Annotated in this window: 12 protein-coding genes and 1 pseudogene; 4 read left to right on the top strand and 9 right to left on the bottom strand. The window is 69.6% G+C overall.

The features are described from left to right. The coding region (locus AC2VOR_RS08630; protein WP_486963607.1) for a ribose-phosphate diphosphokinase at positions 1-746 on the top strand (746 nt) is incomplete at its 5' end. A 1-nt stretch (position 747) separates the two neighbouring features. Here the strand turns inward: AC2VOR_RS08630 and AC2VOR_RS08625 are convergent. The 4 genes from AC2VOR_RS08625 to AC2VOR_RS08610 form a co-directional block, all read right to left on the bottom strand. Then, positions 748-1,188 (bottom strand): Hsp20/alpha crystallin family protein, encoded by a 441-nt coding sequence (locus tag AC2VOR_RS08625; protein WP_486963606.1) that lies wholly within the window; start codon positions 1,186-1,188, stop codon positions 748-750. 154 nt (positions 1,189-1,342) lie between these two features. Then, entirely contained in the window at positions 1,343-1,768 is a 426-nt protein-coding gene (locus AC2VOR_RS08620; protein ID WP_369737155.1) for a hypothetical protein, read from the bottom strand. 85 nt (positions 1,769-1,853) lie between these two features. Further along, positions 1,854-2,165, bottom strand: coding sequence for a hypothetical protein (locus tag AC2VOR_RS08615; RefSeq protein ID WP_369737156.1), 312 nt, complete (start codon positions 2,163-2,165; stop codon positions 1,854-1,856). A gap of 139 nt (positions 2,166-2,304) precedes the next feature. Then, positions 2,305-3,639 carry a phosphoribosyltransferase family protein gene (locus AC2VOR_RS08610; RefSeq protein ID WP_486963608.1) on the bottom strand — a complete coding sequence of 445 codons (1,335 nt, stop codon included), beginning with the start codon at positions 3,637-3,639 and terminating at the stop codon, positions 2,305-2,307. A 260-nt stretch (positions 3,640-3,899) separates the two neighbouring features. On the opposite strand from AC2VOR_RS08610, the pseudogene AC2VOR_RS08605 reads away from it, so the two are divergent. Next, a pseudogene (locus tag AC2VOR_RS08605) lies at positions 3,900-5,014 on the top strand (CapA family protein); the annotation flags it as partial. Between the two features lie 129 nt (positions 5,015-5,143). Here AC2VOR_RS08605 and AC2VOR_RS08600 read toward each other — a convergent pair. The 5 genes from AC2VOR_RS08600 to AC2VOR_RS08580 form a co-directional block, all read right to left on the bottom strand. Beyond that, entirely contained in the window at positions 5,144-5,968 is an 825-nt protein-coding gene (locus tag AC2VOR_RS08600) for an LLM class F420-dependent oxidoreductase (protein WP_486963605.1), read from the bottom strand. A gap of 24 nt (positions 5,969-5,992) precedes the next feature. After that, the gene (locus tag AC2VOR_RS08595; protein WP_486963604.1) at positions 5,993-7,048 is read right to left on the bottom strand and encodes a poly-gamma-glutamate hydrolase family protein; all 1,056 of its coding nucleotides are present in this window, start codon (positions 7,046-7,048) and stop codon (positions 5,993-5,995) included. Further along, entirely contained in the window at positions 7,049-8,296 is a 1,248-nt protein-coding gene (locus AC2VOR_RS08590; protein WP_369741453.1) for an Nramp family divalent metal transporter, read from the bottom strand. It abuts the gene before it with no gap. Between the two features lie 78 nt (positions 8,297-8,374). Next, a complete protein-coding gene (locus AC2VOR_RS08585) occupies positions 8,375-9,451 on the bottom strand; it encodes an NAD(P)H-dependent amine dehydrogenase family protein (RefSeq protein ID WP_369737160.1) in 1,077 nt (358 codons plus the stop codon). Between the two features lie 25 nt (positions 9,452-9,476). Next, entirely contained in the window at positions 9,477-10,268 is a 792-nt protein-coding gene (locus AC2VOR_RS08580) for an SDR family oxidoreductase (protein WP_486963603.1), read from the bottom strand. A gap of 297 nt (positions 10,269-10,565) precedes the next feature. Here AC2VOR_RS08580 and pstS point away from each other — a divergent pair, with 297 nt between their 5' ends. Both pstS and pstC read left to right on the top strand, forming a co-directional pair. Continuing rightward, the gene (gene pstS / locus AC2VOR_RS08575) at positions 10,566-11,678 is read left to right on the top strand and encodes a phosphate ABC transporter substrate-binding protein PstS (RefSeq protein ID WP_369737162.1); all 1,113 of its coding nucleotides are present in this window, start codon (positions 10,566-10,568) and stop codon (positions 11,676-11,678) included. A gap of 12 nt (positions 11,679-11,690) precedes the next feature. Then, a complete protein-coding gene (pstC, locus tag AC2VOR_RS08570; protein WP_369737163.1) occupies positions 11,691-12,683 on the top strand; it encodes a phosphate ABC transporter permease subunit PstC in 993 nt (330 codons plus the stop codon). Positions 12,684-12,696 lie beyond the last annotated feature (13 nt).

The following is a 12,696-nucleotide window of genomic DNA, read 5'->3' as shown; positions in this document are numbered from 1 at the left end:
AGCCGACGTCGCCGCCGGTCAACGAGCACCTCGTCGAATTGCTCCTGCTCATCGACGCGTGCCGCCGGTCCCGTGCGGGACGGGTGACCGCGGTGGTGCCGTACTTCGGCTACGCGCGCCAGGATCGGCGCACCGCGCCGGGGCAGGCCCTCGGCTCGGCCGTGGTCGCCGACGCGATCGCCGCCGCGGGCGTCGACCGGCTCGTGATCGTCGATCCCCATACCCCGACCCTGGAAGCGGTGTGCCGGATCCCGGCGGAAGCTCTGTCGGCCGTCCCGGTCCTGGCCGGCGAGCTGGCCGGCGGGTTGCCCGACGGCGCGGTGGTGGTCGCCCCCGACCTGGGTGCGGTCAAGCTGGCCGAGCGGTACGCGGCGGTGCTGGGCGGCCCGGTGGCGGTGGTGCGCAAACAGCGTGACGCGGGCTCGGCCGTCGCCGCCCTGGACGTCGCCGGCGACGTGCGCGGCCGCCCGGCGGTGATCGTCGACGACATGATCACCACCGGGGCCACCATCGAAGCCGCCGTCGGTTTGCTGCGTGCGCGCGGCGCCGCACCCGACATCGTCGTCGCCGCCACGCACGGGCTGTTCGTCCATGCCGCGGCCGGCCGCCTGCAGCGGCTCGGGCTGCGCCGCGTGCTGGTCAGCGACACCGTGGCGGTCAAGGCGACGGGGATCGGTATCGCCTCGGTCGCGCCGACGATCGCCGACGCCGTCGCCTGTTTGCACGCCGACAGGCAGCTACCTTGATTCAGCCGGCTTGGACCGTGATGTGCTTTTCGGCCGACGCCGCGGCCTTCTGCTCGGGGACGGCCACGTCCACGGTCAGGATGCCCTTGTCGTAGGTGGCCTTGATGGCCTCCTCGTCGGCGCCGGCCGGCAACGTGATCGAGCGGGTCAGCGAGCCGTAGCAGAACTCCGAGCGGCCCTTGGATTCCTTCTTCTCGGTTCGCTCCGCCTTGATCGTGAGCTGGCCGTGGTGCACGGTGATGTCGATGTCCTTGGCCGGGTCGATGCCGGGCAGTTCGGCGTGCAGCAGGTAGTGGCCGTCCTCCAGCTCTTCCGCGAGCCGGATCAGGTGGCCGGAGCGCAGGCCCGCCCAGGACGGCATGCCGGTGCGCAGGTCCGACCAGAGATCGGACCAGTCCGGCAGCCAGGAGCGTGGTTGGTGACGGGCAGGGAGATCGTTCATGACCCCTCCTCGGTTTCGGTTTGCTGTTGACGTGCCATCGATCCTTGGACCACGCGCCGCCGACCGGTAGGGACCGAAGTCCCATGCACCGCCGCAATTCGGCCCGAACAGGCTGGCGCCCACTGTCTTCGGTCGGCCGGTAGACGGTCCCGGATCAGGCGAGCCATTCCAGTTCGTCGGCCGCCTCGTTCAGTGCGGCCGCCAGTTCGCGGGCCGCCGGCGCGTCCAGCGCGTCCAGGTGGCGGGTGTGCACGGTGATCCACCGCCGCGTCGAGCCGTCTTCCTCCTGCCGGCCGCAGATCTCCACGCGGGCCAGCCCTCCTCGGCGCATGGTGCCCTTGAAGTCGCGGAACCAGTTGCCGTCACGTTGCCAGCCGAACATGCGCACCGCCCCCGTGGGCGGGACCACCTGGTCCAACGGCGAGGCCGCGGTCTCGTTGTCGGCCGCCCACTGCCGCGCCATCTCCAGCAGCGTGTGCGGCTCGTCGTGTTCGAGGCGCTCCAGCTGGGCGATCTGCGCCGCGGTGAGCTGGTCGGCCACGTCGCGCCAAGTCTGCGTAGTGCTCTCAGATGCGGTCATAGTTTGCAGTGTGCGCAGCCGGACCGGCGAGCGACCAGGGTCAAAGGTCACGTTCTAGGTCCCGGTGCGCACACCGCCGGGCCGGTCAGCCGATCTCGGTGCGCAGCCCGTGGTGCCGCAGCTCCAGCTCACTGCTGATCCCGGTGAACAGGTCGCGCGCGTCGACCTCCAGGCCGCGCAGCTTGACCTCCAGCGCACCCGGCTTCTTGTCGACGACGACCTTGCCGGCGGGATCCATCGGGTACTCGTTCCGGGCTGCCGAGGCATCCTGCGGGCTCTCCGCCGCCAACCGGTACCCGTGGTTGTCGCGAAGTCTGTCGGCGACCGCGGTGACCAGTTCGCGTTCGAGCTCTCCGGCGTCGACCTGTGCTGGGATGGTCACGGTCATCCTGGTCACCCGGACCACGCTACTCTCGTCATCCGCGGCCCGGGGAATCCTGCCGCTGGTGGTCGCCCCGGTGTCGAACCGCGAACTCGCCGTCGTAGGCCCGCGGCAACGCTCCAAAATAACCCTGCGCCGTGACTTTTCGTCGCGGTCAGGGGCTCGCGGGCGTGGCCACGCGGCTCAGGTGTTCGATGAACCAGTCCCGGGCCAGCGCCGCGACCTGCTCGAGCGTGCCGGGTTCCTCGAAGAGGTGGGTGGCGCCGGGAACGACGGCGAGCTCGCAGACGCCGGGGATCATGGCCCGGGCGTGCCGATTGAGCTCCAGCACCACGTCATCACGCCCGCCGACGATCAGCAGCGTCGGGGCAAGGACCTCGGTCAGCGCGTCACCCGCCAGGTCCGGTCGCCCACCGCGGGACACCACCGCCGCCACGTTGACTCGGGGATCGGCGGCGGCGACCAGGGCCGCGCCCGCACCGGTGCTAGCGCCGAAGTAGCCGACCGGTAGCGCCGCGGTGTCGGGCTGGCCGGCCAGCCAGCCGGTCACGTCGACCAGGCGGCGTGCCAGCAGCCCGATGTCGAACACGTTGGCGCGATTGCGTTCCTCCTCGGGGGTGAGCAGGTCGAACAGCAGGGTCGCGAGGCCCGCCGCGTTCAAGACCTCCGCCACGTAGCGGTTGCGCGGGCTGTGGCGGCTGCTGCCGCTGCCGTGGGCGAACACCACGACGCCGACCGGCCGCTCCGGGACCGTCAGGTGCCCGGCCACCGACACCGGGCCGGCGCTCACCCGCACCTCCTCGTCGCGTATGGGCGGGTCGTCGGCGGCGCCGACCGTGGGCTCGCGGAAGCCTTCCCGGGCACGGTCGAGCAGGGCGACCACCTCGTCGTCGGAGGTCTGCGTGAAGTTGCAGTAGCCCTGGCCGACCGCGTAGAAGAACTCCGGGGTGTGCAGGCAGATCACGTCGTCGGCGTATCCGGAGAATCTGGCGAAGATGTCGCGCCCGCCGATCGGCACAGCCAGGACCACACGGTTCGCGCCCTGGGCGCGCGCCACCTCGCAGGCGGCCTTGGCGGTGGCGCCGGTCGCGACGCCGTCGTCGACGATCACCGCGATCCGCCCGGCCACCGGGATGCGTGCGTGGCCGCGCCGGAAGCGTTCCGAGCGGCGCTCCAGCTCGGTGCGTTGCCGCGCCTCGACTGCGGCCATCTCGTCCTCGGAGAGGTCGGCTTCGTCCACCACGGCGTCGTTGATCACCCGGATGCCGCCCTCGCCGATGGCGCCGAAGGCCAGCTCGGGCTGATACGGCACCCCCAGCTTGCGCACCACCAGCACGTCCAGGGGCGCGTTGAGCGCCCGGGCGACCTCGAAGGCCACCGGCACCCCACCGCGCGGCAGCCCCAGCACGACAATGTCCTGGCCGCGCAACGGTTCCAGGCGTTCGGCCAGGTGTCTCCCGGCGTCGACGCGATCGTCGAACAGCCGCATACCACCGCGCAACGTGCCCAGCCGCCCGCTCGGCAAACTTTCGTCCATGCATCGAGTCTGTCGCGGCGGGTCGGCGCACCGAAGGGCCGTTAGGCCCCACTTTTTTGGGGGGGTACCAACGCCCCCAGCGCGCGGCCGGCACGTGCGGCGGATGACCTTGGGCGCACTGTCACGGCACTTTCATCCCCTCCCGGCCGGGCCCGCGGGGTGCGATGGTGGCGTCGATATGTGCCAGCGATCGACTGTGGCGGGTGGCAAGTATGGCCGGCGATTCCGATGTGGTGACCGTGCTGCTGGGCGGCGACGTGATGCTCGGGCGGGGCGTCGACCAGGTTCTGTCCCGACCCGGTGACCCGCAGTTGCGCGAGCCGCACCTGCGCGACGCGCGCGGCTACATACGGCTGGCCGAGCACGCGCACGGGCCGATACCGCGCCCCGAGCATTGGAACTGGCCGTGGGGCGAGGTGCTGGCGCTGCTCGACGAGGCCGCACCCGATGTCCGGCTGATCAACCTCGAAACGACGATCACCGCCGGCGGCCGGTTCGCCGAGGGCAAGACGGTCTGTTACCGCATGCATCCGGACAACCTGCCCGCGCTGACGGCGTTGCGGCCCGACGTGTGCGCCCTGGCCAACAATCACATTCTCGATTTCGGCTACCAGGGACTGGCCGACACCGTTGCGGCCTTGACCGGGGCGCAGATCCAGACCGTCGGGGCGGGCGCCGACGTGCTCGCCGCGCGGCGTCCGGCGGTGCTGGCGGGCCGCGGCGGGCACCGCTTGCTTGTCGGCTCGGTGGCGGTGACGTCGGCCGGTGTGCCCGAAAGCTTTGCGGCGCAAGCAGATCTGCCGGGGGTGTGGCTGATCGCGGACACGGCGCTGCGGGATGCCGTCGAGGAGGTGGCGGCCGAGGTCCTGGCCCACCGACGCGACGGCGACGTCGCGATCGTCTCGGTGCACTGGGGATCCAATTGGGGCTACGCGATGACGGCGAGCGAAATCGCGTTCGCGCACCGGCTGATCGACGCCGGCATCGACGTCGTGCACGGACACTCCTTGCACCACCCAGGCCGATCGAGATATACCGCGGCCGGCCGATCCTGTACGGCTGCGGCGACGTCATCGACGACTACGAAGGCATCGGGGGCCACGAGTCGTTCCGTGGCGACCTCCGCCTGCTCTATCTGGTGAGCACCGACGCGGCCAGTAGGGAACTGGTCTCGCTGCGGATGATCCCGATGCGCGTGCGGCGGATGCGACTCGAGCGGGCCTCGCGCGCCGACACCGAATGGCTGCGCACCACCATGGGCCAGACCGGCCGCTGTTTCGGCACCCGTGTCGCGGTCGGGCCCGACGGGCTTTTGCAGGTTGCGCCGGGTCGCACCGACGGGCACCCTCGGATCACTCAGACGCTCACCGGCGGGCGGGGTGAACCGCGGGCGGCCAAGGGCGGCAACGGGAACCGCCCCGCGATCGGTCATGCCTCCCGCGGGAGGTGATCCGGGTCAGCGCAGCTCGGCGATCACCTTCGAGAAGTTGTCGATGTGGTTGTCCTGCACCGTGAATGATGTGATGCCGTACTGGTCGCGGTAGCCGCGCAACGTGTCGGCCATTTCGCGTGGTGTCCCGCTGAGCACCGACGGCATGGACAGCAGTTCGTCGTCGGAGAGCTCCGAGGCGTACATGCGGGTCATCGTCAAGTCCGGCATGCGGGACCCGTCGGTCGGCACGGCGGTGATGGCCAGGTTGAGCTCCAGCGAGTCGAACCGGTCACCGGCTGCGCTGCGCACGAACTCGACACGCTCGGCCAGTGGGTCGTCGACGTCGCGAACCCGGGAACCGGTCAGGCCGATGATGCTGGCGTGCCGGGCGGCAATCGTCAGCACCCGGTCGCCGTTGCCGGCGATCAGGATCGGCGTGGTCGGGTGGTGCTCCTCGAGGTAGGTCGTCATGTGCTCGAGGTAGTCGACCCGGGCGCCGGCGCTCGGGTACGGCAGTTCGGCCGCCTCGAACTCCTCGCGGACGTATCCGGTGCCCAGCCCGACCTCGAGGCGGCCGTCGCTGAGCACGTCCAGAGCCTGAAGGTCCCTGCTGAGCAGGGCCGGCTTGTAGAAGGCCGCGTTGAGCACGTACATGCTCATCCGCATCCGCGTCGTGATCATCGCGGCCGCGGTCAGCGTCGGGAACGGTGCCGCCGCACCGATGTGGTCGGGCACGCACAGCACGTCGAAGCCGAAAGCCTCGGCGCGCTTCACCTTCTCCTGCAACCTCTCGCGGGACTTGAAGAAGCGCATGCTCATTCCGAAGCGAAAATCCTTGGCCACCAACAACCTCCGATCGACAGTTACGAAAACTCACCAACACCTGGCCGAGTCCGCCAGCGCCCGCACCAGGCCGGCGGTGACCGGCGACAATCCGTCGTCGCCGGCCGGTTGCCGACGCGGGCCGAGGCCGCGGACGCGCACCGACAACTCCAGCTGGGCCCCGCCGTCGCGCACGCGGTTGACGGGGTTGTCCGGATGCAGGCCGCGCAGTGCGCGCGGGATCCTGTCGAGTTCGGTGACGACCTCATACCCGCTCAGCCGGATGTGCCGGGCCAGGTGCGTGGCCAGTGCGCGGTTGCGGCCACCGGCCAACAGCTGCGTGCTGCGCCCGATGCGCCCGTAGCCGTGCAGCGAGACCGCGACGTCGACGTGGTCCAGGAACTCGGCGAGCCGCGCCGACTCGGCGGGGTCGAACCGGGCCGACGGCAGGTGGTGCGGGTAGCGGTCGGGGTGGCGCAACACGTACAGCGATGCCCCGGCGGCCTCGGCGGCACGTTCGGCGACGACGTCGGTCATCTTCTCGAGGCCGCCGCCGTGGACGGCGAGAAATCCGAAGCGGGACCGCAACCGGCTGACCTCGACCATCCCGGGTTCACCAAGCAACTCCGAAAGGGACTGTGGCGCAGTCCCTGTGGCGGAAACAGGGCGCTGCCGGCGTGCGGGATCCCAGAGGTGCAGAAACGAGATCCAGCACTGCGGCAGGCCGTGGTGGACGGCCCCGTCGATGATGCGCGGCAGGTAGCCCGGGCGCGGTGGACCGGGAACCACGCGGTGGTCGATGTACACCCAGGCGGGCGAGGGGCCGTCGCCGGTGACCACGGTCAGCCGGTCCCGCCGGTAGCGCACGGGCACGCCCTCCGCGCCGTCGAGTGCGGCCAGGTCGCTGTCGGAGACCTGCCAGAGCACCCCGTGCACCCGGCTGCCGGACAGGGGTTCGATGGTGGCGACGCCGCGCTGGTTGATCAGCCAGTCGTGATCGGACAGCACCGCCGGCCGCGGGTCGGCCGCGTCGGGACAGCGCAGCGCCATCTGCCTGACGCACAGGTTCGATCCGTATGCGAAGTAGGGATGCCGCCGGGCCGGCATCTAGCCGGCCACCGTCAGCCAGATCAGCACCACGTTAAGCAGACTAACCATCACCGCGACCGCCCATCCGATAACGGTGGTGACGGGATGGTTGGCGTCGCTGCCCATCAGCCGGCGGTCGCTGGTGAGCCTGATCAGGGGAAGCACCGCGAACGGTATCCCGAACGACAGCACGACCTGCGAGAGGACCAGCGCGCGGGTGGGGTCGAACCCGAGCGCCAGGATCGCCAGCGCGGGGCACAGCGTCACCACGCGGCGCACCACCATCGGCACCGATCGGTGCAGCAACCCCTGCATGATCATGGCGCCGGCATAGGCGCCCACCGACGACGACGCGAGCCCCGAGGCGAGCAAGCCGATCGCGAACAGCACCGCGATCGCCGGGCCCAGGGTGTCGTGGATGGCGGCGTAGGCGCCGTCGATGGACACGGTGATGTCGCGGTGTTGCAGGTTGATCGCGGCGACCAGCAGCATCGCCGCGTTCACCGTCCCGGCCACCGCCATCGCCAGCACCACGTCGACGCGGGTGACGCGCAGCAGCATGCTCCGGCGCGGGCCCTTGTCGGGATGTCCGTGCCGGTCGAGGGCCAGGCCGGAGTGCAGATACACCGCATGCGGCATCACCGTCGCGCCCAGGATCGCGGCGGCCAGCAGCACGCTCTCGCTGCCCCGGAAGTGCGGCAGCAGCCCGCCCATGACGTCGCCGGGCGGGGGCGTCTTGACGAAGAAGCTCGCCGCGAAGCCGATCGCGATCACCAGCAGCAAACCCGTGATCACCCGCTCGAAGAGGATCTGGCCGCGGCGGTCCTGGATCGCCAGCAACAGCAGGGACACGACGCCGGTGACGATCCCGCCGATCAGCAGCGGCAGGCCGAACAGGATGCGCAGGGCGATGGCACCGCCGATGACTTCGGCGGCGTCGGTCGCAACCGCGACGAGCTCGGCCTGGACCCAGTAGACCAGCCGCGCCGGGCGGCTCATCCGCCTGCCGATCGTGGCGGGCAGCGACCGGCCGGTCACCAGCCCGAGTTTCGCCGACAGGTACTGCACCAGTCCCGCCAGCACGTTGGCCACCACGATGACCCACAGCAGCAGGTAGCCGAACTTCGCGCCGGCGCTGACGTTGGCGGCGACGTTGCCGGGATCGACGTAGGCGATGGCGGCGACGAACGCCGGGCCGAGCAGGTACCAGCTTATCTTCAGCCCGGACTGGGTGCCCTGCGCCAACGTGCCGATCCCTCGATTCAGTTTCCCGAATAGAAAAGTGAGGTTAGCCGAAGACGCCGGCGCCCGGTCACACCCGGGCCCGGTGTTCGGATTCCGGCCTCACCCGGGGACGTAAAGGCCTTGGCCCGTGACCAGCGGCAAGTCCAGCGTGGTGCGGATACCCGCCGGCGCGGCGACCACCGCGGGGATCGCGTTGACGACCCGCATCGCGGTGGCGACCAGCCCGGCGTGGTTGTGGTCGCCGAGGCGGCTGCCCAGGCAGACGTCGATGGCGTAGGAGGGTTCGCCGGTGATCTCGATGCGGTAGGAGCCGCCGGGCTGCGCGGGCTGCGGCCACTCGGGGCACAGGTCCTCGCGCAGCCGGGTCACGTGCTCGAGGACGACGACGGGGTCGCCGTTGACCATTCCGAACACCTCGAAGCGCAGCGCCGCGGCGGTGCCCTCGGCGATGTGACCCGAGGCGATGTCGAAGTCCTCGGGCGCCGGTTCGCGGACGTAGACCTCGGCCACCTCGTCGAGCGTGATCCCCAGGCCCGCCGCCAACTGCCGCACCACCGATCCCCACGCCATACTCAGCACGCCGGTCTGCAGCAGCATCGGGATCTCGTCGAGCGGCTTGCCGAAGCCCATCACGTCGAACATGACGGCGTGGCTGTCGTAGGTGGCGTAGTCGACGATCTCCATGCAGCGGATCTGCTGGATGTTCTGGCAGGTGCCCGCGAGGGCCAGCGGCAGCAGGTCGTTGGCGAAGCCCGGGTCGATGCCGTTGACGAACAGGCTCGAATTGCCTTCCTGCGCAGCCTCTTCCAGAGGGTTGATGAGCTCGTCGGGGATCACCTGCCACGGGTATTGCAGAAAGACCGGACCGCTGCCCACCACGTTGATTCCCGCCGCCAGGATGCGCCGGTAGTCGTCGAGGGCCTCCATCAGCCGGTTGTCCGCCAGCGCGGTGTAGACGGCGCACCGCGGGCCGGTGGCCAGCACCGCGTCCAGGTCGGTGCTGGCCAGCACGCCGGTAGGTTCCGTCAGGCCGGCAAGTTCCGCCGCGTCCTTGCCGGATTTCGCCTCCGAGGACACCCAGACACCGGTGAGCTCGAACTGCGGATTGGTGATCAGCGCCTTCAGCGCGTGTACACCGACGTTGCCGGTGCCCAGTTGGACGACGGGGATTGCCATGGCTGCTCCTCTAGAGGTCGGGGACTCACAGGTCGGGGACGGGGATGTCGAGGTTGGGGTAGGTGAGGCCGCCGTCGACCTCCAGCGTCTTGCCGGTCAGGAAGCTACCGGCCGGCGACGCCAAATAGACTGCGGCGGCGGCGATGTCGTCGGTGTCGCCGAGGCGGCGCAGCGGTGTCGCCTTCTCCATCGGCGCGCGCAGTTCGTCGTTGGAGGCCACCACGTCCAGCGCGGAGGTCAGGATCGAGCCCGGCGCGATGGCGTTGACCCGGATCCGGGGGCACAGGTCCAGCGCGGACAGCCGCGTGTAGTGGGACAGGGCGGCCTTGGCGGTGCCGTAGGCCGCGAATCCCCGCCCGGCCAGGCGCCCCATCGTGGAGGTGATGTTGATGATGCTGCCGCCCCCGGAGTGCTCGAGCATCAACGGCACGGCCGCGACGGTCAACGCGTGCGCGGTGGCGACGTTGAAGGTGAACGCGTCCTTGAGGTCCTTGGTGGAGGTGGTGAGCAGCGTGTTGGGCATGGTCCCGCCGACGTTGTTGACCGCGATGTCCAGGCGTCCGAAAGCCTCGACGGCCGCAGCGGCCAGCTGCGCGATGGCCTCCGGGTGGGCCAGGTCGGCGGCGACGGTGTGCGCGCGGCGGCCGGTGGCTCGGACCTGTTCGGCGACGGCGTCTAGTTGGGACTGGGTGCGCGACGCGATGAGGACGTCGGCGCCGGCTTCGGCGAAAGCCACGGCGATAGCGGCACCGATGCCGCGCCCGCCACCGGTGATGACGGCGACTTTGTCGTCGAGGCGGAACCTGTCAAGGATCATTGCGGCCTTTCTTTGTTGAGTTGTGGGCCGAAACGGCAGCAAACCCCGCCGCCCGACGAAGGGCTTTTCTGAAACAGGTTCTAGTTTTGCACACGCGCCGGCGGATGTGACGTGGCCCATACCGGACGGTCGGGCACCCGTGCCGCCGCCGGTGGAGGCCGCTTTCCGCAGCAACCGACGTTTGCTCACCGTTAACCTTGGTCCTGTTAGCTTCGGGGCTGCGAGGAAGACGGCTGGTTAGCGGGCTGCGGCTGCGTGCGGCGGCGATCACCTTCAATCCCTACCGTAAGGATTTGAATGAAACTCAACCGATTTGGCGCCACGCTGGGTGTCCTGGCCGCCGCTGCGCTGGTGGTGTCGGGATGCGGCAGCGACAACAACTCCAACGCGGGGCACGCGACGACGGGCCAGTCGTCAGCGAACGTGAGCTGCGGCGGGAAGAAGGCGCTGAAGGCAAGCGGGTCGACGGCGCAGGCGAACGCGATGACCCGCTTCGTCAATACGTTCGAACAGGCTTGCCCCGGTCAGACCCTGAACTACACACCCAACGGCTCGGGTGCCGGGATCGCCGAATTCACAGGTAACCAAACCGATTTCGGCGGCTCGGACTCCCCGTTGACCGCCCAGGAACACACCAAGGCGCAGCAGCGGTGCGGCTCGCCGGCGTGGGACCTGCCGGTGGTGTTCGGCCCGATCGCGATCACCTACAACGTCAAGGGCCTCGGTTCGCTCAATCTCGACGGCCCGACCGCGGCGAAGATCTTCAACGGTGCCATCACCACCTGGAACGACCCGGCGATCCAGAAGCTGAACGCCGGCGCCAACCTGCCGGCCGAGCCGATCCACGTGGTGTTCCGCAACGACCAGTCGGGAACCACCGACAACTTCCAGGAATACCTCGACGCGGCGTCCGACGGCGCGTGGGGCAAGGGTGCCGGTAAGACGTTCAACGGCGGCGTCGGCGAGGGCGCCAAAGGTAACGACGGCACCTCGGCGGCGATCAAGGCCACCGAGGGGTCGATCACCTACAACGAGTGGTCGTTCGCCCAGTCCCAGAAGCTGAACATGGCCAAGATCGTCACCTCGGCCGGTCCGGACCCGGTGGCGATCAGCGCGGACTCGGTTGGCAAGACGATCTCCGGGGCCACCATCAAGGGCCAGGGCAACGACATGGTGATCGACACGCTTTCGTTCTACAAGCCGACCCAGGCCGGCTCCTATCCGATCGTCCTGGCCACCTATGAAGTGGTCTGCTCGAAGTATCCCGACGCGCAGGTCGGCACGGCGGTGAAGGCGTTCCTGCAAAGCACCATCGGCGCAGGGCAGAATGGCCTGGCCAACAACGGATACATCCCCATTCCCGACGCGTTCAAGTCCAAGCTGTCGACGTCGGTGAACGCCATCAGCTGACCCGGGACATAGATGACACGAGCAACGGTCTCCACCCCGCCGGGCAGGAAGAGCCCTGCGCTGGCGGTGGCAGACACCCGCGCGGGCCGGCGCGGCGACCAACTGTTCAAGTTGGTCGCCGTCGCCGCCGGCGCGACGATCGTCGTCGCGATCGCGCTGATCGCGGTGTTCCTGTTGCTTCGTGCCGTCCCGTCGCTGCGCGCCAACCACGCGGACTTCTTCACCAGCGCCGACTTCAAGACCACCAACCCCAACGAGCTGGCGTTCGGGGTCCGCGACCTGTTCATGGTCACGGTGCTGAGCTCGATCACCGCGCTGGTGCTGGCCGTACCGATCGCGGTCGGCATCGCGGTGTACCTCACCCAGTACGCGCCGACGCGCCTGTCCCGCGCATTCGGCGCGATGGTGGATCTGCTGGCCGCGGTGCCGTCGATCATCTTCGGGTTGTGGGGGATCTTCGTGCTGGCGCCTCAGCTCAGGCCGGTCGCGACGTTCCTCAACCGCAACCTCGGGTGGTTCTTCCTGTTCAGTCACGGCAACGTGTCGGTGGCCGGGGGTGGCACCATCTTCACCGCCGGCATCGTGCTCTCGGTGATGATCCTGCCGATCATCACCTCGGTGTCGCGGGAGGTGTTCCGTCAGACGCCCGGCATCCAGAAGGAAGCCGCCCAGGCGCTCGGTGCCACCAAGTGGGAGGTGGTGCGGATGACCGTGCTGCCGTTCGGGCGCAGCGGTGTCATCGCGGCGTCGATGCTCGGCCTGGGCCGGGCCCTGGGGGAGACCGTGGCCGTGCTGATCATCCTGCGTTCGGCCGCCCAACCGGGACAGTGGTCGCTGTTCGACGGTGGATACACGTTCGCGTCCAAGATCGCGTCCGCGGCGGCCGAGTTCAGCCAGCCGCTGCCCACGGGAGCCTACATCGCCGCGGGTTTCGCGCTGTTCGTCCTGACATTCATCGTCAACGCGCTCGCCCGCGCGGTCGCCGGCGGGAAGGTCAACGGATGACCCCGGAGCGGCG

The organism is Mycobacterium sp. TH-M103, from assembly GCF_057473785.1.
Note: the sequence above shows the minus strand (reverse complement) of the source record. Positions and strands in the feature narration are given on the sequence as shown.

Excerpts from the sequence above, each read along its gene's own strand:
- AC2VOR_RS08580 (WP_486963603.1), bottom strand. The coding sequence starts at position 10,268 with ATGATCCTTGACAGGTTCCGCCTCGACGACAAAGTCGCCGTCATCACC.
- pstS (WP_369737162.1), top strand. The coding sequence starts at position 10,566 with ATGAAACTCAACCGATTTGGCGCCACGCTGGGTGTCCTGGCCGCCGCT.
- AC2VOR_RS08585 (WP_369737160.1), bottom strand. The coding sequence starts at position 9,451 with ATGGCAATCCCCGTCGTCCAACTGGGCACCGGCAACGTCGGTGTACAC.
- AC2VOR_RS08620 (WP_369737155.1), bottom strand. The coding sequence starts at position 1,768 with ATGACCGCATCTGAGAGCACTACGCAGACTTGGCGCGACGTGGCCGAC.
- AC2VOR_RS08595 (WP_486963604.1), bottom strand. The coding sequence starts at position 7,048 with ATGCCGGCCCGGCGGCATCCCTACTTCGCATACGGATCGAACCTGTGC.
- AC2VOR_RS08625 (WP_486963606.1), bottom strand. The coding sequence starts at position 1,188 with ATGAACGATCTCCCTGCCCGTCACCAACCACGCTCCTGGCTGCCGGAC.
- AC2VOR_RS08610 (WP_486963608.1), bottom strand. The coding sequence starts at position 3,639 with ATGCGGCTGTTCGACGATCGCGTCGACGCCGGGAGACACCTGGCCGAA.
- pstC (WP_369737163.1), top strand. The coding sequence starts at position 11,691 with ATGACACGAGCAACGGTCTCCACCCCGCCGGGCAGGAAGAGCCCTGCG.